Genomic DNA, 20,571 nt, shown 5'->3' with positions numbered 1-20,571 from the left:
CGTGGCATGAATTCTAGAGCGTCAAACGGTCTAGCAATAGACGAGAAGACCTAGAGTTCGAACTCAAGCCCCCACTGAAAAGATTCACCTCAGTGGGGGGGAGTTGACTATAACCCGCATCGAGGACAACGGCTCCCTCCTTAATCCAGTGACCTTTAATAAAGTTTGGCTTCCCTACAGCTGCAACAACTAAATCATCTTGCTTTACTATTTCTGATAAATTTGCAGTGTGAGAGTGGCAAGTGGTTACGGTTGCATTCTCATTTAAAAGTAAAGCGGAAACCGGTTTACCTAGAATAGGACTTCTTCCTACAACAACAGCATATTTCCCTTTTATAGGGATTTGATAATACTTCAATTACCTTTAAAAGGTCATCTGTCAGGGTATCTTTAGGAAGATGAATTCTTAACGATTTTATACCAATTCTTTCGCAAGCATTTCCTTTCATTTTCACATAAGTTTCTGACGATGGATCATCACCAACTAGTATAGTAGCAAGGCATGGAGTTACATCTCTTGCTTTTAATTCTTTGACAGGGTCAATTAACTTTTCAGAAAAACGAAACAACTTGAGACTATAGAAAGATAATGATAACCATTTTCGGAAAATCAATTGGTGGAATACTATTTTTCATCATTTATAATTTCCATCCAACCTTTATAGCCACAAACAGGACAAGTCACCATTCGTTCATACCAATTTCTTTTTAAAGCCAAAGCGAAACTTGATTTTGATAATTTAAAGGATGAACGGCAATGCGGGCATTCAAAATGGTTATTTTTTGTACTAGTATCAACATATTTATAAGCCAAAATAAAAATTAAACCCATTATAATCAGTGTTAGAATCAATCCTAATAATGGCCTCATTGAGTCTCTCCTCCTAAATTGGATTGTCAGCTTTATTCTACTATTTTCATCACATTGTAGATACCCGGGGGCATAAAAGTCTTGACTGTTTAGAGAAACAATTGATGGAGCGTTATAAACAAAACCTTTAGAACATACTTTTTACCACTAAGCTTTAATCAGTTATTGGGCAGGATTGTTAAGTAAGTGATTTAGAAAGGGGGATAGAAAATGGCGATTGTTACTTTTCTTATTATCAGTTGGATACTAAGTTTGTTTAAATTTAATAAATTGTTTATTCAGGCATTTAAGGAACTTTTTAAATTAGAAATTTCAAATGCAAGTTATTATTTTGTATTTTTTTGTGTAGGTTTATTAGGTGATTTAATTTTATTTTTTCAAGGATCCTATGAACTTATTTTGCTTAATAGATAAAGAAAACGAAAAAGAGCTGTCTTATGACAGCTCTAGATTGCCGAGAAAAGGTACTTTTCTCGGCAATTTTCAATTTTTAAAGCTTTATTATCCCTATTTCTATTTTGAAAGGTTCATAAGGACAAAATAGGGGTGGGAATTCCCCCGAAATGTCCGTATGAAAGGTTCATATGATACCAGTTAAGCAAGTTTTCTATATTTTTTATATATATTGTTTTCTATTATTATCTTTTTAAAATTCACCTTTGTATCCTGTGTCCAGTTTGGTATATCGGTTATTTTAGTAATTTTCCCGTCTTGGACTTCAATAATTTTTCCATTTTTATCAGAAGCTAGTAAATACATAACTTTATCGTACAACAACTTTGTTGTAGTAGATGGTATGACATCAAATATAATATCCCAAAAATAAAACCAACCAGATCGTTTTTCAGTTCTAAATACCTCATATACGATGTCATTTGCTGATTTAATTTTTTCAATTTCAGCTAAGATTTGTCTTGTTTTTCTATCCATAATAATTCCTCCAACATTTAATGTGATAAATGTATTACGATAAAACAGATTGAAAGTTTCACAATAAATTACATTTAATAAAACAATTTCCATATTATGAAAGTTTCGCTTTTAATAGTCAGGTACTATTGTTTTAATTATAGGACAGTACTCTTACTGATCCAGCTAACGACTAGGAGGAAATATGAAGTGAAGTCCCTTAAACGAATGCTTTATGAACTAACAATGGATAAAGATTTTGTTGCGTTAAAATTTTTAATTGATCGACCGAATGTGTTCCATGTTGCTGGAGCGACTCATCTTGAAACATGGCATTCGAGGTTTTTATCGTGGCTTTTAAATCCGACAGAGAGACATATGTTAGGTTATTATCCTTTTCAAAGATTTTTAATGGCCGTAGCAGATTCGGCTGATGAAAATATTGATGATATTACCGATATTGCCATGCTAAATGTAAATCAATTCCGTAATCCTGAGGTAATCGCAGAAAAGGATATAAATAAACTTGAAATATATGAAGCAGAGGAAGAATTGGAGAAAAATGATGGTAAAGGAAGGCTTGATGTCTTTTTCAAAGTAAATATCGTTGATGAAAAAGAGAGAGAGAATGAACAAAAATTAATCCTCGCTGTAGAACAAAAGGTATATGCAAGGGTGGACGCATATCAATGTGATAAATACTTACGAAAATTTGAAGAGACTTATAAAGACGATAAGTTTCTACTTGTTGGGTTAGTCCCAAAAAGCCAAATGAAAGAATCGAATGAAGCGACTTTTGGGAGTTCTAGATGGATTGGAATCGATTATCAGCAATTAGTAGACATCGTGCTAATGCCTTGCCTAGATAATCCGGACTTAAATATATATGCCAAATCCATTATTCAACAGTATGTAGACGCATTACGGATGCCTTATAAAAATAAACGTGAAAAACTAGCTACCATCGAGGAAGAACGAATTTTGGTTCGTTCCCTTTACGACCGCTTTGAAGATGTTATTAATGCAATTACAAAAATATCCAACGAAGACGACAGTAGTGAAAGAGACTATGTAAAGACGGTTATAACAGAAACATACGGTGATGTGTTTAGAACGATTCGATGGATCCTGAATGAAGAAAATGATGTAGATGAATTGTGGAATTTTTCCACTCCATTCCAAAGAACTATCCCTAAAAGATGGGACGAACTAACCATTATGATTACGTATGAAGGAAAGGAAACGGCAATAAATGGCGAGAATGTTCCGACGCTTTGGAATAAGACATTACGATGGATCGAGGAACAAGGACTCCCATTAAGACAATTGGTTGATGAAGGCATTATTCTTGGCAGCAGTGACATTGGAAAACGGTATGCTATAGCGATGCAACCAGTCCATAGGGATAGAAGAAAATTTACTACCATTCGTGAGTACCAATCTATATTAACAGATGAGATCTATTACATAGAAGCGAAAATTAATTCCAAAAGTGCAATGCTAACCATTGCTAAACTATTAAAGAAGCTAGGTGTTGAGGTTGAAACGCCGCTGCTAGATAGCGGTTCTCAATAGATTATTTGAGGTAGAATATAGATAAGGTCCATGATCATTACATGTGCTGTTGTCAGGGTATACCACCACTAATTTTTCAAAGGGAGTGGAATTTAATGATTTTTGAACCTATTACTGAAAAAAACCTAGAAATAGCATTGCAAATAGTAAATTCAAACTCAACATATAACATTTTAGAAAATGGAAATCCTTTTAGATCAATAAAAGAAATAAGTAATGAATTTCTTAACCCAAATACTGATAGTTTTCTAATAATACATGAAAATAAGTACATAGGAATAATTGATTTTCTAAAAAATAATCCTAAGGACAACTATCCATGGTTAGGTTTACTCATGATTCATAATGACTATCATTCTATGGGATATGGAAAAAAGGCTTATATTTCTTTTGAGGAAAAAATAAAGAAGCAAAACTTCACTGATGTTCGAATAGGCATATTACAAAAGAATTTGAATGCTTTAGAATTTTGGAAATCATTGGGGTTTATGTTTTATGGTAATAGTACTTGGGGAGATAAAAGGGTTGACTGTTTTGAGAAACATTTGTTGTAGGGTTATTAACATGAGGTCCTTGGAAAATTATAAAGCCCAAAATGAACAAGTAATGAAAAAACTTGTTCATTTTTTGGTTTTATAAGGAAGAAGAGCATCCATCACTAACTAAAAATGATTGGAAAAGTAAATGTAACGAAAGCAGCCCAAAGTCCGTAGACTGGCAAATACTTTGTAACCGCAGCTTGGATTGATGTCGGTCCGGTCTTGTTTTGTAGAAAACGCACATAAGAGACCATAATCCAAATGAGATTTCCCCAGATAAGGATGTTTACACCAAGAACGGCAAGTCTGTTTGGCGTAATCCCATAAGAAGAAAGTCTAAACACAATCGCTGATAAAGCCACACTATCAATGATAAGAGCAAGACCAATTAGGGCGACATTTATATAATCAGAAATGTTCTTTTTCTCGTCTGTGCCACTTTCGGTAATTGAAAAAATGGTAACGGCTAAGACACCAAGGAGTATTCCGTTAAATACAATCAAAAAATCTCTATCTAGAAATGGATTTTTTCCGACCGAAATAACAGTTATAAGATAGACCAACAAAGTCACAAGGACAAGTGGACTAAAAATTTTAGCAATATATGGAGTAATATTCTTAGCAAGTTTTAGATTCATTGATACTAAGTAGATAGCCACAATAGCGAGGGCAGCAGCACCAAATAACACTACATTTGTAAAATAAAACTCTTCTATATCCAAATCAACGAATCTAAATAAATTCATAGTGATGGCTGCTAACAGCATTCCGCTTATGGCCATGCTGGCGTAGAGTATACAAAATTCTAAATTGAATTTAAGATAGGCTAATCTTGTTCTGTCGTTTGAAAATTCATTTCCTGTAAATGCTAGCCCTATTAGTCCCCATAAGAATATGGGTAGGTGTAAATAAACTAGGATAATACTGTCATTATCATTTAATGGCAGCACATTTAGATACACCCCAGAGATTAGGAACAAGAATGCTAGTGTGTAGAGAACCTTTTTTTGAGGTTTATTTTTGTATACAAAATAAGCTGCAATAAAGGGAAGAATCCCGTAAGCAAGGTTTATTGGTGCAATTGCTTGCTGTTCGACAAAATGGAAAATGATCCTGGTGCATATCCCGGCCAAAATAGCTAAAATGCCCATTAATAAGAAATCTTTTTGAAGCAAGGAAGTTTTTTCAGGATGAGCCGTTTCCTTGAAATTCAATCTTTCATACCAAACAGCAAGTACATGCGAATCAGGATTTTGTTCCCAGGCGTGCGAGAATGACTTTTTAAACGCTTTGGGATCATTTCTAAACATTCTCTCTAGTTCATGGGGATTCCCAATATTTTCAATAATCAAATTGTTATGGTCCATATTTATACCTCCCTAAATAAGTATTCTTTATTAGATATTAGCATGTTATTTATTGATAAACAATAAATTTTTATTTATTTTTATTACTTAATTATTGTTAAGAAGTTAATTTAGGTAGGCCTATTACACAGAAATGCTCTATTTTTCAATTTTCCATTTATAAAAGGCTGGCTTTCATTTATATCCACCTTATTTGTTGCATTAAATATTAGATGGTATAATTATGTATTGTAGTAAATTTCTTGCAGAAGGGTGGTAATGTATCAATGGAAACAAGTCATAAAGAAACAATAACAGTAGAGACTACAGTACATGCACCAGTTAATAAAGTGTGGTCATATTGGACAGAACCACAGCATATAACAAAGTGGTCCTTCGCTTCTGATGATTGGCACGCACCAACAGCCGAAAATGATCTAAGGGTTGGCGGAAAATTCCTGACAAGAATGGAAGCAAAGGATGGAAGCTTTGGATTTGATTTTGCTGGAGTTTATGATGAGATTAGAATAAATGAGTTTATTGCTTATACGCTTGGAGATGACAGAAAGGTTTCGATCACATTTATCAGTCAAGAAAACGGCACTAGGGTAACTGAAACTTTTGAAGCAGAAGAGATAAATTCTATTGAGCAGCAAAAAGCAGGCTGGCAAGCGTTTCTAGACAATTTTAAAAAGTATAGCGAACTTTCTTTGGAAAAATAAAAATAAAATAACACATAGCATATTATCGTCTGGCTGTATCGGACACGTAGTATCTTATTTGAAGTAAAAGCCTTATATCTAATAGGCTATGGGACATCAGATACCTTATTGAGTCAAAATGATGTAAATTAAATAGTTTTTTGGTCAAATAGCGGAATCAATGTCCGCTCCTTCATCGAAAATACTGTTTTAAGCAAAAATAAAGGAATTGATGTCCGCAATGGCTATTGCAATTTCCAATCACCATTATGAAAAGAGCAATAATAAAAGTAGAAAACTCGCTTAAGGGCGAGTTTTCTTTTGTTTATCACAACACTTCAGTTATAGGCAAATCCACAAGAGCAGCGATTTTCTCCAAATAATAAATGGTAAGATGCAGGGAATTCCTGATTGACACGCTGCACTTCTTTAGCGAATTCTTTGCTATCTTTCGGAACCTTCGAAAGGGCATCTGCTTTTTCTTGCGTATCAATATGTGCCCCAGGTGGAACGAAGCGATTGGGGGCAATCTTCACTCCGTTAGTTACGACGGCATTATTAGATATAAACACGCCATCCTCAACAATTGCGTTGTAAACAATAGCCTTAAATCCAACAAATACTTTATTTCCGAGATAGCACGGGCCGTGGATAAGACAACCGTGAGCAGATGTCACTTCATTACCAATAAAAATAGAATAGGCTTTGTGACCTAAAGAAACCCGTTTATCTAATAAACCATGTAAAATGACGCCATCTTGGATATTTGTATTTGATCCGATATAAAAAGGAGTCCCTTCATCTGCACGTATACTAACGTTTGGCGCGACATAAACATTGTTTCTAATGGTGACATCACCGATTACACTTGTAAATTGACTTACAAATGCTGTTTGATCAATATTAGGAAAGCGTTGAACTTGATTAAATGAAGTAATCGGGTTTGGCCCAATATATGGCTTAAAACAATTCGGAAGATAGTACGGAGAGGAATATGGATTTACAGCTTTCTTTTCTTCCAAATGATCACCTCCTTCACAAGCAACTTTTGTTTCATTATTTTATGTAAGAAGATTGAATGTGGGATGGTGAGGGTTTGTGAAAAAAATAACAGCACCCTCTAACTTAATAGAGTAGTGCTGTTTTTGCTTTTACTTACCTTAGTATTCTCCTTTAATAACAAAAAACGAGCCCCGGATGGTTCCGGCTAGTTTAGACTTTTGCCTAGCGAACTTGAACTTTCCTTCTAACTCCTTAGGGATTTCCATCCCCTCGGAAAGCTTAAAACCGACGGCCCGCTTCGGCTTAGGACCATCAAGTGTATAGAGGACATTGACTGCCAGACCATCCTCATAAAAGACGTAGGTCCAATTAATATTTTCCACTTGAAAACGCGCAGTTTCTAAAGGTTTGGCTTCGAACTCAATATTACGTTCTTCTTTCAAAATTCGGTTCACATAATCAAGGTTTTCTTGACTTTCACTAGCGGGGACAACCGTAAACTCATGCTTGTATTTGTTCATAAAGTACCGAGCTTCATTGGCACGTAAACCAGCCAACGCTTCTGCTACTGGAGATGATTCGAGACCCTCAGCTGAAACATTTTTAAAATCAACAATCGTGATCATTTTCAAGCCCCCTTATTTTTTTACAACAGGAATCCACATTTCACCATATACTAAGCCGTTGCGATGCCCCATCTCAACCGTAGTATTTGGCCCGCCAACATAGGCAAAATCGTTTATTTCTGGCAAGACTTGACCAAAGGCAATCCCAGTTAGCATATTACTTAATTCTTCAGGCGTTGGTGCTTCACCTTTAACAACGAGGTATTCTCCTTTAGGAAATTGGATCAGCCGATGTTCTTCTGGATAGGATTCCTTGGTCATGACGCCTGCATAATGCATCATTTTATTATTGACTGCTTCATTCACTGCAAAAATGAAGTCATTTGTGGCAATGGCTTTTAAATGGTCTAGTCTACCATCTTGTTTAATAGCTTCCCAAAAGTCAGATTTTTCCTTGTTAATTCCAACATAGTCGGTGTAATCACTCTTAAGCTCTGTACCCAAACCTAAAACGGTAAAGCTATCTTTATATTCTAAGTTAAAATTTGTCATATTCAAAACCTGCCTCTTCAATGATTTTTCAAATGATTTGTATATTCACTTGATAGGTTTATAATAGCGATAAATCATGTCAAAAAGTGATACTGTTTTGGGAGGCCCCGATGAGAAAAGTTGAGCGAATTAATATCATTATGCGGTATATCAACAACCGGTCCCACTTTACTATTTCTGAAATTATGCAAGAATTTAACATCTCACGATCAACCGCTCTGAGAGATATCAGAGAAATTGAAGCCATGGGGATGCCGCTTGTCGCTGAAGTGGGAAGGGATGGTGGTTATTTTGTCATGAAAAACTCTGTCTTGCCCACTGTCCGTTTTACTGATAATGAAGTCAAAGCGCTTTTTATTGCTTTCATGGCCACTAGAAATCAACAACTCCCTTATCTTAAGAGTCGTCAGTCGCTAGCAGAAAAATTACTGGGTCTCATTTCAGAAAATCAACAGGATGATCTTATTTTATTAAATCAAATCCTGCTCTTTGAAGGGACTAACCCTAACAATCCCGACCTGCTTGAACTTTCTGACCTTCCACATCCAATGTTAGAAAAATTGTTCCAAATGCTTCTTTTGGATAGCTATTTAATGCTTTCCGTTCAAGAAGGTCAGGTAACAAAGTCATATCCAATTTATCTCTTACACCTTTATCGTGAAAAAAGCATTTGGTTGATTGAGTGCTTTGATTTAAAGGATGAAAAAAAACTAATAGTTTCTGTCGATAATCTCATTGATGTAGAAACTTATCCAACAAAAAATAGATTAACTAGGAAAAAGATTTTAGAAAAACTGAGGAAGCAGAAAGAGGAAACCAATCTAATTATTGAACTTGGCCCAAAGGCGATTGCTCAGTTCAAAAAATATCATCCGATAAATGTTTCAATTTCCTTTATAAATCCATTCCAAACGACTGCCATTCTAAAAACTTTTATCAATGTGAAAAACCCCGAAGAATTGACCGAATTAACAAACTGGCTGCTTTTCTTAGGTGGGGATATCAAGGTTAAAAAAGTGCCGCAAGAAGTCTTAGAAATTTTACAAGTGAGATTATTACAATTTTGTCCATAAGACATGCAATTAAAACTCATAGATACGTGTTGAATTGTTTAATGAGAGCTTTATAAGAAATTCGTAAAGATACGGAGTGCTCATTAGCGGAGAATTTCCGTCTAAGGTATAAAGACGAAGCATAAACCGCCCAAATAAACGGAGATATTCCGTCTATCAACTCTAAAAAGTACAAAATTTAAAGATTTTGATACCATAACCGGAAAACTTCCGCTTATTTTAAAAGAAATATCGGTATTTCCCAATTTAAGCGGAATTTGTCCGTCTATTTTTCACAAAAAGTGATGCTTGACAAGTGACACTACTAAGCGTTACTATATACCTGTAATAAGTATTACAGAATACCTGTGATACAGAGTACTAGAAATATATATTTTAAATGGGTGATAAATTTGGAAAATATCACAGAAATGCTCAAAGGTGTACTCGAGGGTTGTGTGCTTGAAATCATCAGCCGCGGCGAAACATATGGCTATGAGATCACACAAAAGCTGAGAGACCTTGGCTTTACTGATGTAGTGGAAGGCACAGTTTATACTATTACGATGCGGCTTGAGAAAAACAACCTCGTGGACATTGAGAAAAAGCCATCCACGATGGGACCGCCACGGAAATTTTACACACTTAACGCTGCTGGGCGTGAACAACTAGAAATTTTTTGGAAGAAGTGGGAATTCGTCTCCGGCAAAATTAATGAACTCAAAACAAAAATTAAATCATAAGGAGAATAATAAGATGAGTATTTTAGAAAAAATCTTTGGAGATTTTAGTGAAAAGAAAGCATGGCGTGAAATGGAAAACCGCGCAAAAGCTTTACCTGAAGACTACTACAATGCTTACAAAGCAATGCAAAAATATCTTTGGAATACTGGCGGCGTGATGGATTGGAATGAAACGAAATTCGTTTTTAATCACATCATTGACCTTCTTGAGGAAGCCGCAGCCGATGGTAAGCGTGTTAAGGAAGTTACTGGAAACGATGTAGCAGCTTTCTGTGATGATCTTGTCAAAGATGCAAAATCGTGGATTGACAAGCAACGTCAAAAACTAAACGATGCGATTAAATAATACATGTCTTATGAACAACTAGCATAAAAAAGGGGGCACAAACATGAACTTCTTTGAAAAAATAACCGGCAGCGATATGACTAAAGAAATAAAAGGTTTTGAAGCACGGGCAAAGGAATTGCCAGCGGAATATCAAACGACTTGGAAAGAAATTATTAGTAACCTCTGGATTTACGGAGATTTCACCGGTCGTAATCTCATGCCGATTTTTGATAGCGCTCTTGAACTGCTTGAAGTTACGTCAGCAGATGGACAGAAGGTCGAAGAAGTACTTGGAAATGATATCAAAGGCTTCTGTGCAGCGCTTGTTGGGGACGATGGGGCAAAAACTTATCGAGATAAATGGCGTGACCAACTTAACAAAAACGTAGCGAAGAAATTAGGAGGGTTGAAATGAGTATCAAAAAAATCATCGAAGGTAAAAAGGAATGGAGAGCACATGTTTCACGAGTCAAGTCTCTTCCTCAAGATTACCAAATTGTCTATAAAGAGATTCAAAAATATCTCTTTAAAGTCGGGCCTGTTGAACTAAACGAAGGAAACGGACTGCTTTCGGAAATTATCAGTTTCTTTGAAGAAGGGGCTGCAGCTGGGAAAGGTGTTCTTGAAGTCACAGGAGCAGACGTTGCTGCTTTCTGCGATGCACTTATTGAAGATTCAAAAACTTATGCTGATCTCTATCAAGAATCGGTCAACCAAAAGGTTGATAGGCATATGAAGAAATAGGAGAAAGTAGTACTTTTGAACAAAAACCTATTAAGTTTTTGCAAAAGTTATAAGAAACTTCACATACTCATTAGAATCATGAAATTTGAATTAGAGTGTCATTAAGCGATTAAAAACAGTAATTCAATAGACAATTCCGACTGAATAGTGGTTCAAATGTAAATGTACCACTTATACAATTCAGTTTTATTTTTAAGTCAGTAGTAAGTAATACAGATTATCAGTCAGACTAAGTAGAGAGTATAGCTAATCTAGTAGCTTGTATCGCTTTTTATTAAGGAGGAAAAATTATGAGCAATGCAGCGATTTCTATAAAAAGGTTAACAAAAAGCTTTAATGATAAGGAAGTCTTAAAGGGAGTGGATTTAGAGGTGCAGCGAGGCGAAATCTTCGCATTGCTGGGCTCAAATGGAGCAGGCAAGACGACAATCGTCAACATTCTCTCGACACTGATGAAGCCTGATGGCGGAGAAGTTGAAATTTGCGGATTTGATGCCAAGACCAAACCGAATCATGTCCGTCAATGCATCAGCCTGACCGGACAGTTCGCCGCTTTAGACGGGATGCTTACCGGGCGGGAGAACTTGATGATGATCGCCAAGTTAAGGGGAGTTTCCAGTCCCGCACGAGTCGCCGACGATCTTCTGGATAAGTTCAGCCTGACGGATGCTGCCAATCGTCGGACGGATCAGTATTCCGGCGGAATGAAGCGGCGAATTGACATTGCCATGAGCCTCATTGGTGCCCCAGATGTCATTTTTCTTGACGAACCAACGACAGGGCTTGACCCAGAAGCACGGCTTGAAGTTTGGAATACTGTCAAGGAGATGGCAGGTGGGGGCACGACAATCTTGCTGACGACACAGCACTTAGAAGAAGCCGAACAACTGGCGGACCGAATTGCCATCCTACATGGTGGCAAAATCATCACATCCGGTACCCTTAGCGAGCTCAAAGAAATGTTCCCGCCTGCAAAAGTGGAATATATCGAGAAACAGCCATCGTTAGAAGAAATATTTCTTGCCATTATCGGCAAAAGGGAGGGGAAATAGATGAATAGTTCAATTGGGGTGTTATTGGGTCGATTAATGCGCAATATCATGCGCAGTCCAGATACAATTATCACAGTGGCGATTACACCGATAATGATGATGCTGCTTTTTGTCTATGTATTTGGAGGCGCGATAGAGACAGGTACGGAAAACTACGTCAATTATTTATTACCAGGAATCTTGCTGATTACGATTGCCTCAGGAGTCGCTTATACTTCCTTACGGCTATTTAACGACGTAAAGAGCGGACTTATGGCGCGGTTTGTCTCCATGCCCATCAAGCGGACGTCGATATTGTGGGCCCACGTGTTGACCTCACTTGTGTCCAATGCACTAACTGTCGTGGTGGTTATCATCGTCGCGCTCTTGATGGGATTCCGCTCTCATGCTAATATTCTCGATTGGTTTGCGGTAGCTGGGATATTAGTACTATTTACGTTGGCGTTAACTTGGCTCGCGGTCATTCCTGGATTGACAGCAGGTTCAATGGAAGGGGCAACATCGTATTCATATCCACTGATATTCCTGCCGTTTATTAGTTCGGCTTTTGTTCCCACTGAAACCATGCCAAAAATTATTCGAGTGTTCGCTGAGAACCAGCCAGTGACTTCCATCGTAAATTCGATCCGGGCCCTCTTGTATGAAGGAACTGTCGGGAACGATATCTGGTCCGCACTTGCCTGGTGCATGGGGCTCATGGTCATTGCTTATTTGATTGCAAGTAAAGTATTTAGACGGCAGTTAAGGTAAGTGGAAATGTAACGGATTCTACTGATCACAACGAATGGTGATTTCATAAGTTCAAAACGAGCTCGTGATCTTCTTGAAATGAACGCATGAGAACTTTATAAGTTCAAAACGGCCTTGTGATTTTGTTGAAATGAACGTATGAAAGCTTCATAAGTTCAAAACGAGCTCGTGGTTTTGCTGAAATGAACGTATGAGAGCTTCATAAGTTCAAAACGAGCTCGTGGTTTTGATGAAATGGACGTATGAAAGCTTCATAAGTTCAAAACGAGCTCGTGATCTTCTTGAAATGAACGCATGAGAACTTTATAAGTTCAAAACGAGCTCGGAATTTCTTAAAATGTCCGTATGAAGGGTTCATAAGACCAAAACTGGCACGGAATCTTTAAGAAATGTCCGTATGAAGGGTTCATAAGACCAAAACTGGCACGGATTCTTCCAGAAATGTCCGTATGAAGGTTTTATAAGTCCAAAACAGGCCCGAAATCTTCCAGAAATGTCCTTATGAAAGTTTCATAAGTCCAAAACGATCCTGATTAGAAAAACTCGAACCTGCAATTCCCATTGAAATGGAATCCTCTAGCCAAGGGTTCCAATTTTCATTTCCAAAAATGCCACAAAAAATCAAAAACACAAATTCTTTATGCCTCTAAGGACGGATGCTCACACATGAGCATCCAAGACGTTCCAAACCTGTCTCTCAACTGCGCAAAACGCAAAGCGAAAAAGGTTTCTTCCATTGGCATAAAGGTTTCTCCTCCTTCAGAAAGCAAGGTATATATCCTTTCTGCTTCTTCTGCACTGTTAACCCTGAGTGTCAGATAGGCGCTCCGCATAGGCTCAGCGTAAGGAATGTCGGCTCCCCTCAGTACGGTATCTCCAATCTCGATGGTAGCATGTAGTATATCGTTTTCCCGACCTTCCGGTACGTTCGTCGGATCTGGCAGTTGTTTGAAAGTCATTATCGATGTTATTTTGCCTCCTAGATGCTGTTCATAGAACCGAAAAGCCTGTTCGCAAACTCCACGATAGTTGACGTAAATATCGAGCTTCATTGGATATTCACTCCTTCATCACTTTGGTTGTTGGTACAGAAAGATATCTTATAGTTCAGTATAAACTAGTGACATATGAATGCCTATACAATCATGGGTTACATGAAGTCGAGATGGTTATTTCGAACCCTAAAAAGCAGGATTAATTATGAACTTCTTCATCATCATTGCAGAAGATTCTTTAAGAGGAATATGTCCTTCTAGTGGCGTTGTTGATTAATTGGTGCCAATGGCGATAGTAGAGTCAAACTTTGAAACTTCTTTAAGTCCTTCTCTTTTTATTCTTTCTTCCGTTCTTATTAGAATACAAAATACAAAACTGCTTTTCATTTTTTTCTTTCACAGAATTGCCACAAAAAATCAAAAAATGCGGTGTCCATTTTCGACCCTCGACCCTATATAAGGGCTGAAAGGGTGGTGCATTTATATGAATATTAAAATGGGCTGTATTGATGGATTTGCACAGTATTCACAATTTGAGACCTTAGCAGAATTTAATAAACATATGGAGATGTGGCTGTTGGAGTTAAAGAAGAATTTTTCAAAATCAGAATACGTGGGCTTAAAGCGATTGGTACGATTTTCTGCAAAAGTTCCTGGCGTCTGTAATGCAAAAATAGGGACAATGGTGAAAGCCATTCATGATGAAGCAAAGGGACATGGCATTTCGCGAGCAACATTTAAACGGATGATCAATAAAGCAAAGGAGCTTGGACTATTAACAGTTTATGAAACAGCCAGAAAGAATGGATCACAATCTAGTAATCTTTACGTGTTTAATCGTTGTCCTCTTGCTGAACCACCCAAACAGGAAAAATTGAACCACCCTAAAGAAACTAATAATCATTCTAAAACTAAAAATTAAGAGATTAATAAACGTAAAGAAGAAAATGTTGAATTGGATTATACCTTTACGAGAGATCACGTTCCAAAGCCATTTGTTAACCTAGTAAAGTGCTTTTTTGATCATGCAAATGTGATTGAACAATATTGGCATATGACGCAAATCGCCGCTTATCGCTGTGATCGTGAAAAAGAAACTGAGCAGGTATTATTCACTGCAATTGACGCATTTAAACAATTGATTGGTACGATGAAATTATCCAAGAAAGTAAGAAATCCACTTGCCTATTTCTATGGAATTCTTACGAAAAAATTCAATGAGTTATATTTTAGCGAGTTGGATGAACTGCAGGAGAGAGAAGGATTTAAGACAAATACAATTCGCAATTGTGACGATAGCTTTTGGCTATGATCTTTCCGTTAACATTTAACTCCCCCTGTTGGTTGTATGTAGACATGAAATGCAATTGAAACCTTAGCGAAGTTTTGTTTTTTGTGAAATAAGCCGAAACCAAACTAACTGAATAATCCCAGCAATCAGCTTGAGACAGACACAATAAAACGAGGAATGGGGACAGATAATCTTCTGTTTCCCTTTCCTCATTTAGATACTTAATTTGTATTATTATGCTCATCCACGGAAATTAACCACCAAAAAATAGATCAAGCAGGTTTGACGCAGTACTTGTTTTCTTATTATAAAACTCGGAGTATCCACAGTTTTTGCAATAAACAACGGTGAAGGTATTATGTTGGAGATCAAACATTTTGGATAAGCCTGTTCCTGTCATTGCAACATCCTTTGTGCCAGCATCTTTACTTCCACATTTAATACAACCGGACTCGCTCATTATGATTTTCCTCCTTGAATCGGATTTTCTATTATGTAATACGGATTACCCTCAAAAATGTTTCTAAATTTAGATTAAATTTGCTCTTTCTGTTTTGTAAAATGAATATATCAACCTATGACTTATTTTTTCCAATTTATAAAAGAAACTTGTCGCAGTTATACTTAAAATAAATATTTTTGAAGGCGGTTGTATGATGAGGCTTACATCAGTTGGTATCATTATCGGTGCTATTATGGGTAGTATTATCGGATTGTTTTTTGGAATGAATTTGGGTGGTAATTATTTTGAGGATTTTGTATTCAATGGAGGACGCGGATACGAGGCGGTTGGTCAAATTGGTGCAATGCTTGGTGGACTCTTAGGCGCAGCGTGTGGTTGGTTAGTAATTCTTTTTGTCGTACATAAACGAAAATGAAAAATAGCAGGCCTTAACAACCTGCTATATTTTTCAACATGACCGAATATGTCATGCCGATAGATTAAGACCCATGATGTTTGAATTTCTTCCTGACAATTGAAATCACAAACAGGATAGGTACATAGCAAAAAAGAAAAGCAAATCCGCTAAATAAAACCATTTTATGCATAAGGTTGTTGTATTTGACATCAATAAATTGGATATTTGCGATAAAAAAAACGATAAGCAAACCAAGTAATATGTAAGTCGACTTTATCTTCGGAATGGTCATTTTTATACATCTAATTGCCGACCATAGATAGACACAAATGACAGGCATCACCACTAATAACCATGTAAAAATAAAAATAAATTCAAATCGCTCCAAAAACGGAAACTGGATAATTTTTATCATGGTTAAAGTAGGCCACTCCAAACGTTGCAATTTTCCTTGTGAAAAGAACATAAATGTAAAAACTGCAAGAAAAGTATATAACAGTGTTGTATAAAGTAATGAGAAATGCCCCCATTTGGTAGCTTTATCTCGATTTTTAATAAAAGAAAAATAAACAAGGACAGTTTCAAAACCTAAAAACATTGGTGCAGCTTCTTTAGTTGAAATGAAATAGTCCTTTAATTGATTTTGAAAAAGAGGGAAAATATACGAAACATCAATATAATTAGTTAAATATAGAATGGAAAGAAATAGAAAACTAGGGATGATAACACCCCAGAAGGCGATCCCTGTTACCACTCTAAATCCACCAGAAACAATATAAAAAATTAGAAGAGACAGAAGCAATGTGTATTCCCAATTTGCTATCCCATCAAAAACCCATATCTGAAGGATTTCGATATAAGTATATAAAGTGTAAAAACTAGCCAAAGAGAAATAACAGGCCAGAATGATATTGAATATCCCCCCAAAAATCTTCCCGAAAACTTCTAGGTGGAAGGAGAGTATATCTCCAGTACTTGACTGCTTTAGGACATATAACATCATAAAGAAGATTACATGCAATGATAAACCAAATGCTAAAACGGATATCCATGCATTATGACCTGCTCCCTTTAAAATATCTGATTGATATTTTAAAACACTAACCCCAGTTTGGGTACCGTTTATAAGAAAGAACAGCAAATAGGGCGATACTGATTTATTATCGTTAACCTTAGAGTTCATGATCATCATCCTTAGATGCTAGTTATCAAGGCCAGTATGTATGATTTGGAAATTTACATCCACTTTGATAGGTAAAGTAGGATATTGTTTATAAAATGATTCTTTGTCCCATGTTCGATTTTGTGAACGGACAATATTACCAATTCCGACTGGATCAACTTTATTTTCTTTCAAAGTATTAAACAACTCCACTAAACCTGTTTCCAATTTTTCTACAACGATTTTCTTTAATACTTTAAGATCCTCAGAATTTCCAGGGTTAAACCGATCTGGATGCTGAACAAGTGTCCATGCTAGTTCCAAACGGAGATTTAATTGTTTCTTATTCGGATCCCAATCCCAGTGAGGGGTACTTCGGAAAGCCCGAACCATCAGGAACTCTTTTGACTCCTTTTCATTAAAATCAATCTTAAACGTTGCCTGATTTCGATAATCTTTGAGGATTGAAAATAAAAAGGTTTGTTCTGGTGTTAAATGAAGCTTAAATTTGTCATCCTTAAATACGCCGATTCCGTCAATCTTTATCGTGTTTTTTTCGTCGATGGTCAGCATCGGAACATAAGCATCCATGCCTTCTCCATAAAAGTCATTTAAAAAATAATGGAGGTTCATTTTTGGTAGGTTCTGACTTACCATATTATGTTCTATCCGATCAGCTAGGGTAAGTGATTTTTCTTTTTTAAATGTCCTTAGTGTTTCTCTAGCTGAGTGTGTCGAGACGGCGATTTGAATATGTGTCCCGAGTTGTGGAATTATAATAAATCGATCTACCATCCTTCGAATGCCACTTTCAGCTAAATCTTTGCCAAATACTAATATTCGAATTTTAGCTATTTCTACTGGAGTACTCGTTTGTTCTGCCATTTTTGGTAAGATTAAAGCGGGGGTTATTGCTTGTTCTTCTATATATTTTATTTGTGAACTGTCTTTGCTTTTTGTGTATTCAGGGGATAGGGCGGTACCGATAATCTCACCATTTTTCGCTTGATCAAATCCAAATACATGAATAATACTAATTTTGTCAATGATCCTTGTCCTTGAACAACCGAAAAGAATCACCATAGATAGGATCGATAAGAATAACATTTGAAATTTCTGCGATAGGTTCATTTTTCCCAGCCCTTATCGTAAGAATCATTCTGCATTAAGGCCATCATCAGGGTCATTATTGGAATTGGGTGAAAATCTCTTTAAGCTTAAAGGTCTCAAATACCAAGGTCGTTTTTCGGTTTTTATATAATTGGACCTAATAAATGAATCACTCACTCCACCTTTGCGGTAAGGATAAAGCGGGAGTAAATATGGAACCCCTAAAGATTTGAGTCGAGCTAAATGGGCAATTAAAAAGATTAATCCTACATAGATACCTAAGCCACCCCATATGCTGGCGAGTAAAATGAACGGATATCGTAATAATCGTACCGCATTAGACATTTTATAAATCGGTGTTGTAAAGGAAGACAACGCTGAAAGTGCGACAATAATTAATAAAATATTACTGGTAAGTGCAGCTTCTACCGTTGCTTGGCCAATCACGATTCCTCCAACAATTCCTAACGTTTGGCCAATTTTTGTTGGTAATCTGGCGCCTGCTTCTCTCAATAGTTCGATGGTAATCTCTAAAAATAAAACCTCCAAAACTGGTGGAAAGGGAACGTTTGCTCGGGAATAGATAATAGGACCTAACAAATCCTTCGGTACAACTTCATAATGAAAAGTTAGGATTGCAACATAAAAGGATGTCGCAAATATAGAAAATAACATCCCAAATATGCGAATCAATTTAAAAAACGACGCAATCAATGTTGGAAGATAAAAATCCTCAGGGTTTGAAAAAAAATCCATCAGTGTTGCTGGACCAATAAAAGCATAAGAGGATTTATCACTAATAAGAACAACTTGGCCTTGTACAAGTGAGCCGATTGCTCTATCAACACGCTCTGTCGTTATATACAAAGGAAAAGGTGTCGAGCTGTTGTCTGAAATCATTTGTTCAAGTTGTGTCGTATCATAAAAGGCATCGACATCTAAATCCGTTAACCGCTGTTTTAAAGTGTTAACGTATTCGGGATATGTAACACCATCTATAAATGCTATTACCACCTTTGTTTTGGTTCTTGCCCCAATAAGCATCTCTTCAAAAATGAGATCAGGACTATTGAAATGATCTCGTATTAGATGCAGATTTGTGGAGATGTCTTCGATAAAACCAACTTTTGGACCAATTACACTAAATTCATTTTGGGTATCATTTGTTTCACGTTGTCCTAAGCGTGGATTACTTATATCCAGGAGTGCATATTCATCCATCTGGTCTTTAAAATATATAACGATTGTTCCAACGTGAAAGGCTTTTTCAACCTCGAGGGGATCGTTAATAATTTTGATGCCATCTAATGGTATAATATTTTTCAAATCCGATAACTCTTTTATATTTGAAGAATGTTCCTTAAGTAAGGGTAAAACAGACTTTTGAAGAATATTTATGTCAATTAATGTTTTAAAAAAACTAATTTGCAATGAATAATCATTTTGCAATGGGGAAATAGTGCTAAAATCTATCGATTTATGAGCCTTATCAAATACCTCATGTATCGTTTTTTCTTCGGTTTCAAAGTTACGTTTGGGTTGTTGTCGAACTCTCTTCTTTCTGAACATGACGCCACCTAACCCTGCACATAAATTCCAATAGTAGGTGTAGTATTTATCAACAGTAATGGAAATATGTAGGAAGAATGAAAGAACTCTGGGGGAAGATTCGTGTGTAAACAATTATCATCAATGGTTATTATTTGGTGGGAGATATTTCTAGTTGATGTGATTAACTTATGATGCTATTATAAATTTCCTGGCGGTGACAATGACAAATTGTTCATTAAAATTGCTTTAGTAACAATCGATCTTGTAATCAAAAATATTGTTTGGCAAACTACTAAAATTTTTAAAAAAGAAAACGAAATTTAGTATTGATATTCTACTAGAAACGTGATATTATAATTCATGTCGCTTCTGAGAGGCGAAGAAAATTGCTCTTTGAAAACTAAACAAACAAACGTCAACAATAAACAATAATCGTGTTTCTTCTATATATAGAGAAACACTAGCCAACGTAACTTTTATGAGCTAAATCAACTTTCTCGCGTATAACGAGCAGTAAAATCCTACGGATTAACTGCCCGTAAATGCCCGATTGATTCGACTAACCATCTAAAGATGGAAGTCTCATCTTATTGGAGAGTTTGATCCTGGCTCAGGACGAACGCTGGCGGCGTGCCTAATACATGCAAGTCGAGCGGACTTGAGGGAGCTTGCTCTCGATAGTCAGCGGCGGACGGGTGAGTAACACGTGGGCAACCTGCCTGTAAGGCTGGGATAACTTCGGGAAACCGGAGCTAATACCGGATAATCCTTTCCCTCACATGAGGGAAAGCTGAAAGACGGTTTCGGCTGTCACTTACAGATGGGCCCGCGGCGCATTAGCTAGTTGGTGAGGTAACGGCTCACCAAGGCGA

At 36.6% G+C, this 20,571-nt stretch carries 25 protein-coding genes, 1 rRNA gene and 1 pseudogene; 15 read left to right on the top strand and 12 right to left on the bottom strand.

The genetic code is table 11. The features are described 5' to 3' along the window. Positions 1 to 103 precede the first annotated feature (103 nt). Positions 104 to 569: pseudogene (locus tag HHO41_RS20690) on the bottom strand (tetrahydrofolate dehydrogenase/cyclohydrolase catalytic domain-containing protein); the annotation flags it as partial. Between the two features lie 56 nt (positions 570 to 625). Next, positions 626 to 871: a hypothetical protein gene (locus tag HHO41_RS20685; RefSeq protein WP_169102253.1), complete on the bottom strand. Its 246-nt coding sequence runs from the start codon at positions 869 to 871 to the stop codon at positions 626 to 628. Between the two features lie 210 nt (positions 872 to 1,081). Here HHO41_RS20685 and HHO41_RS20680 point away from each other — a divergent pair, with 210 nt between their 5' ends. After that, positions 1,082 to 1,285, top strand: coding sequence for a hypothetical protein (locus HHO41_RS20680; RefSeq protein ID WP_169102251.1), 204 nt, complete (start codon positions 1,082 to 1,084; stop codon positions 1,283 to 1,285). Positions 1,286 to 1,465: 180 nt separating this feature from the next. Here the strand turns inward: HHO41_RS20680 and HHO41_RS20675 are convergent, their stop codons facing one another. Beyond that, the gene (locus HHO41_RS20675) at positions 1,466 to 1,801 is read right to left on the bottom strand and encodes a hypothetical protein (protein WP_169102249.1); all 336 of its coding nucleotides are present in this window, start codon (positions 1,799 to 1,801) and stop codon (positions 1,466 to 1,468) included. 189 nt (positions 1,802 to 1,990) lie between these two features. Between HHO41_RS20675 and HHO41_RS20670 the strand changes: the two genes are divergently transcribed. Further along, positions 1,991 to 3,355 (top strand): PD-(D/E)XK nuclease family protein, encoded by a 1,365-nt coding sequence (locus HHO41_RS20670; RefSeq protein WP_169102247.1) that lies wholly within the window; start codon positions 1,991 to 1,993, stop codon positions 3,353 to 3,355. A 95-nt stretch (positions 3,356 to 3,450) separates the two neighbouring features. Beyond that, positions 3,451 to 3,909 carry a GNAT family N-acetyltransferase gene (locus HHO41_RS20665; RefSeq protein WP_169102245.1) on the top strand — a complete coding sequence of 153 codons (459 nt, stop codon included), beginning with the start codon at positions 3,451 to 3,453 and terminating at the stop codon, positions 3,907 to 3,909. Positions 3,910 to 4,013: 104 nt separating this feature from the next. On the opposite strand, the gene HHO41_RS20660 is transcribed toward HHO41_RS20665, so the two are convergent. Further along, the gene (locus HHO41_RS20660; protein ID WP_169102243.1) at positions 4,014 to 5,261 is read right to left on the bottom strand and encodes a DUF4153 domain-containing protein; all 1,248 of its coding nucleotides are present in this window, start codon (positions 5,259 to 5,261) and stop codon (positions 4,014 to 4,016) included. 266 nt (positions 5,262 to 5,527) lie between these two features. On the opposite strand from HHO41_RS20660, the gene HHO41_RS20655 reads away from it, so the two are divergent. Further along, positions 5,528 to 5,962 (top strand): SRPBCC family protein, encoded by a 435-nt coding sequence (locus HHO41_RS20655; protein WP_169102241.1) that lies wholly within the window; start codon positions 5,528 to 5,530, stop codon positions 5,960 to 5,962. Between the two features lie 317 nt (positions 5,963 to 6,279). Here the strand turns inward: HHO41_RS20655 and HHO41_RS20650 are convergent, their stop codons facing one another. The 3 genes from HHO41_RS20650 to HHO41_RS20640 all read right to left on the bottom strand — a co-directional run bounded on the left by HHO41_RS20650 (position 6,280) and on the right by HHO41_RS20640 (position 8,061). After that, positions 6,280 to 6,963 (bottom strand): LbetaH domain-containing protein, encoded by a 684-nt coding sequence (locus HHO41_RS20650; protein ID WP_169102239.1) that lies wholly within the window; start codon positions 6,961 to 6,963, stop codon positions 6,280 to 6,282. Positions 6,964 to 7,101: 138 nt separating this feature from the next. Further along, complete coding sequence (locus HHO41_RS20645) at positions 7,102 to 7,569, bottom strand: phage tail protein (RefSeq protein ID WP_169102238.1); 468 nt, start codon at positions 7,567 to 7,569, stop codon at positions 7,102 to 7,104. Between the two features lie 12 nt (positions 7,570 to 7,581). Then, on the bottom strand, positions 7,582 to 8,061 hold the full coding sequence (locus tag HHO41_RS20640) for a GyrI-like domain-containing protein (protein ID WP_169102237.1): 480 nt from the start codon (positions 8,059 to 8,061) through the stop codon (positions 7,582 to 7,584). A gap of 110 nt (positions 8,062 to 8,171) precedes the next feature. On the opposite strand from HHO41_RS20640, the gene HHO41_RS20635 reads away from it, so the two are divergent. From HHO41_RS20635 to HHO41_RS20605, 7 genes are all read left to right on the top strand, one after another. After that, entirely contained in the window at positions 8,172 to 9,134 is a 963-nt protein-coding gene (locus tag HHO41_RS20635; RefSeq protein ID WP_169102236.1) for a helix-turn-helix transcriptional regulator, read from the top strand. A 392-nt stretch (positions 9,135 to 9,526) separates the two neighbouring features. Next, positions 9,527 to 9,856, top strand: coding sequence for a PadR family transcriptional regulator (locus HHO41_RS20630; RefSeq protein ID WP_169102235.1), 330 nt, complete (start codon positions 9,527 to 9,529; stop codon positions 9,854 to 9,856). A gap of 13 nt (positions 9,857 to 9,869) precedes the next feature. Further along, positions 9,870 to 10,202 (top strand): DUF1048 domain-containing protein, encoded by a 333-nt coding sequence (locus HHO41_RS20625; protein WP_169102234.1) that lies wholly within the window; start codon positions 9,870 to 9,872, stop codon positions 10,200 to 10,202. 43 nt (positions 10,203 to 10,245) lie between these two features. Further along, on the top strand, positions 10,246 to 10,599 hold the full coding sequence (locus HHO41_RS20620) for a DUF1048 domain-containing protein (RefSeq protein WP_169102233.1): 354 nt from the start codon (positions 10,246 to 10,248) through the stop codon (positions 10,597 to 10,599). Next, entirely contained in the window at positions 10,596 to 10,928 is a 333-nt protein-coding gene (locus tag HHO41_RS20615; RefSeq protein ID WP_169102232.1) for a DUF1048 domain-containing protein, read from the top strand. The genes HHO41_RS20620 and HHO41_RS20615 overlap by 4 nt, the downstream gene beginning before the upstream one ends. A 290-nt stretch (positions 10,929 to 11,218) precedes the next feature. Continuing rightward, positions 11,219 to 11,980 (top strand): ABC transporter ATP-binding protein, encoded by a 762-nt coding sequence (locus HHO41_RS20610; protein ID WP_169102230.1) that lies wholly within the window; start codon positions 11,219 to 11,221, stop codon positions 11,978 to 11,980. Further along, positions 11,981 to 12,730 carry an ABC transporter permease gene (locus HHO41_RS20605; RefSeq protein ID WP_169102228.1) on the top strand — a complete coding sequence of 250 codons (750 nt, stop codon included), beginning with the start codon at positions 11,981 to 11,983 and terminating at the stop codon, positions 12,728 to 12,730. Positions 12,731 to 13,368: 638 nt separating this feature from the next. Here the strand turns inward: HHO41_RS20605 and HHO41_RS20600 are convergent. Further along, positions 13,369 to 13,782, bottom strand: coding sequence for a VOC family protein (locus HHO41_RS20600; protein ID WP_169102226.1), 414 nt, complete (start codon positions 13,780 to 13,782; stop codon positions 13,369 to 13,371). 427 nt (positions 13,783 to 14,209) lie between these two features. On the opposite strand from HHO41_RS20600, the gene HHO41_RS22490 reads away from it, so the two are divergent. Beyond that, positions 14,210 to 14,647 (top strand): GNAT family N-acetyltransferase, encoded by a 438-nt coding sequence (locus HHO41_RS22490; protein WP_248278560.1) that lies wholly within the window; start codon positions 14,210 to 14,212, stop codon positions 14,645 to 14,647. Between the two features lie 33 nt (positions 14,648 to 14,680). Continuing rightward, on the top strand, positions 14,681 to 15,037 hold the full coding sequence (locus HHO41_RS22485; protein WP_248278559.1) for a hypothetical protein: 357 nt from the start codon (positions 14,681 to 14,683) through the stop codon (positions 15,035 to 15,037). 232 nt (positions 15,038 to 15,269) lie between these two features. Here HHO41_RS22485 and HHO41_RS20590 read toward each other — a convergent pair whose 3' ends face one another. Beyond that, positions 15,270 to 15,476 (bottom strand): zinc ribbon domain-containing protein, encoded by a 207-nt coding sequence (locus HHO41_RS20590; protein WP_169102224.1) that lies wholly within the window; start codon positions 15,474 to 15,476, stop codon positions 15,270 to 15,272. Positions 15,477 to 15,669: 193 nt separating this feature from the next. Here HHO41_RS20590 and HHO41_RS20585 point away from each other — a divergent pair, with 193 nt between their 5' ends. Beyond that, on the top strand, positions 15,670 to 15,894 hold the full coding sequence (locus HHO41_RS20585; protein ID WP_169102222.1) for a hypothetical protein: 225 nt from the start codon (positions 15,670 to 15,672) through the stop codon (positions 15,892 to 15,894). 64 nt (positions 15,895 to 15,958) lie between these two features. Here HHO41_RS20585 and HHO41_RS20580 read toward each other — a convergent pair whose 3' ends face one another. The 3 genes from HHO41_RS20580 to HHO41_RS20570 are packed head-to-tail and all read right to left on the bottom strand — an operon-like array spanning position 15,959 to position 19,717. Next, entirely contained in the window at positions 15,959 to 17,059 is a 1,101-nt protein-coding gene (locus HHO41_RS20580; protein WP_169102220.1) for a GerAB/ArcD/ProY family transporter, read from the bottom strand. Positions 17,060 to 17,077: 18 nt separating this feature from the next. Beyond that, entirely contained in the window at positions 17,078 to 18,169 is a 1,092-nt protein-coding gene (locus HHO41_RS20575; RefSeq protein ID WP_169102218.1) for a Ger(x)C family spore germination protein, read from the bottom strand. A gap of 24 nt (positions 18,170 to 18,193) precedes the next feature. Next, positions 18,194 to 19,717 carry a spore germination protein gene (locus tag HHO41_RS20570; protein ID WP_169102216.1) on the bottom strand — a complete coding sequence of 508 codons (1,524 nt, stop codon included), beginning with the start codon at positions 19,715 to 19,717 and terminating at the stop codon, positions 18,194 to 18,196. 569 nt (positions 19,718 to 20,286) lie between these two features. Between HHO41_RS20570 and HHO41_RS20565 the strand changes: the two genes are divergently transcribed. Then, positions 20,287 to 20,571: ribosomal RNA gene (locus HHO41_RS20565) — 16S ribosomal RNA — on the top strand; the annotation flags it as partial.

The sequence above is a fragment of the Bacillus sp. DNRA2 genome, from assembly GCF_012843265.1.
Classification (GTDB): domain Bacteria; phylum Bacillota; class Bacilli; order Bacillales; family Cytobacillaceae; genus Bacillus_BU.
Note: the sequence above shows the minus strand (reverse complement) of the source record. Positions and strands in the feature narration are given on the sequence as shown.

Bases quoted from the DNA above. Each gene is read 5' to 3' on its own strand.
- HHO41_RS20620 (WP_169102233.1), top strand. From the start codon at position 10,246: ATGAACTTCTTTGAAAAAATAACCGGCAGCGATATGACTAAAGAAATA.
- HHO41_RS20645 (WP_169102238.1), bottom strand. From the start codon at position 7,569: ATGATCACGATTGTTGATTTTAAAAATGTTTCAGCTGAGGGTCTCGAA.
- HHO41_RS20570 (WP_169102216.1), bottom strand. From the start codon at position 19,717: ATGTTCAGAAAGAAGAGAGTTCGACAACAACCCAAACGTAACTTTGAA.
- HHO41_RS20640 (WP_169102237.1), bottom strand. From the start codon at position 8,061: ATGACAAATTTTAACTTAGAATATAAAGATAGCTTTACCGTTTTAGGT.
- HHO41_RS20610 (WP_169102230.1), top strand. From the start codon at position 11,219: ATGAGCAATGCAGCGATTTCTATAAAAAGGTTAACAAAAAGCTTTAAT.
- HHO41_RS20585 (WP_169102222.1), top strand. From the start codon at position 15,670: ATGATGAGGCTTACATCAGTTGGTATCATTATCGGTGCTATTATGGGT.
- HHO41_RS20635 (WP_169102236.1), top strand. From the start codon at position 8,172: ATGAGAAAAGTTGAGCGAATTAATATCATTATGCGGTATATCAACAAC.
- HHO41_RS20680 (WP_169102251.1), top strand. From the start codon at position 1,082: ATGGCGATTGTTACTTTTCTTATTATCAGTTGGATACTAAGTTTGTTT.
- HHO41_RS20625 (WP_169102234.1), top strand. From the start codon at position 9,870: ATGAGTATTTTAGAAAAAATCTTTGGAGATTTTAGTGAAAAGAAAGCA.
- HHO41_RS20685 (WP_169102253.1), bottom strand. From the start codon at position 871: ATGAGGCCATTATTAGGATTGATTCTAACACTGATTATAATGGGTTTA.
- HHO41_RS22490 (WP_248278560.1), top strand. From the start codon at position 14,210: ATGAATATTAAAATGGGCTGTATTGATGGATTTGCACAGTATTCACAA.
- HHO41_RS20580 (WP_169102220.1), bottom strand. From the start codon at position 17,059: ATGAACTCTAAGGTTAACGATAATAAATCAGTATCGCCCTATTTGCTG.
- HHO41_RS20615 (WP_169102232.1), top strand. From the start codon at position 10,596: ATGAGTATCAAAAAAATCATCGAAGGTAAAAAGGAATGGAGAGCACAT.
- HHO41_RS20665 (WP_169102245.1), top strand. From the start codon at position 3,451: ATGATTTTTGAACCTATTACTGAAAAAAACCTAGAAATAGCATTGCAA.
- HHO41_RS20575 (WP_169102218.1), bottom strand. From the start codon at position 18,169: ATGAACCTATCGCAGAAATTTCAAATGTTATTCTTATCGATCCTATCT.
- HHO41_RS20590 (WP_169102224.1), bottom strand. From the start codon at position 15,476: ATGAGCGAGTCCGGTTGTATTAAATGTGGAAGTAAAGATGCTGGCACA.
- HHO41_RS20675 (WP_169102249.1), bottom strand. From the start codon at position 1,801: ATGGATAGAAAAACAAGACAAATCTTAGCTGAAATTGAAAAAATTAAA.
- HHO41_RS20605 (WP_169102228.1), top strand. From the start codon at position 11,981: ATGAATAGTTCAATTGGGGTGTTATTGGGTCGATTAATGCGCAATATC.
- HHO41_RS20655 (WP_169102241.1), top strand. From the start codon at position 5,528: ATGGAAACAAGTCATAAAGAAACAATAACAGTAGAGACTACAGTACAT.
- HHO41_RS20600 (WP_169102226.1), bottom strand. From the start codon at position 13,782: ATGAAGCTCGATATTTACGTCAACTATCGTGGAGTTTGCGAACAGGCT.
- HHO41_RS20660 (WP_169102243.1), bottom strand. From the start codon at position 5,261: ATGGACCATAACAATTTGATTATTGAAAATATTGGGAATCCCCATGAA.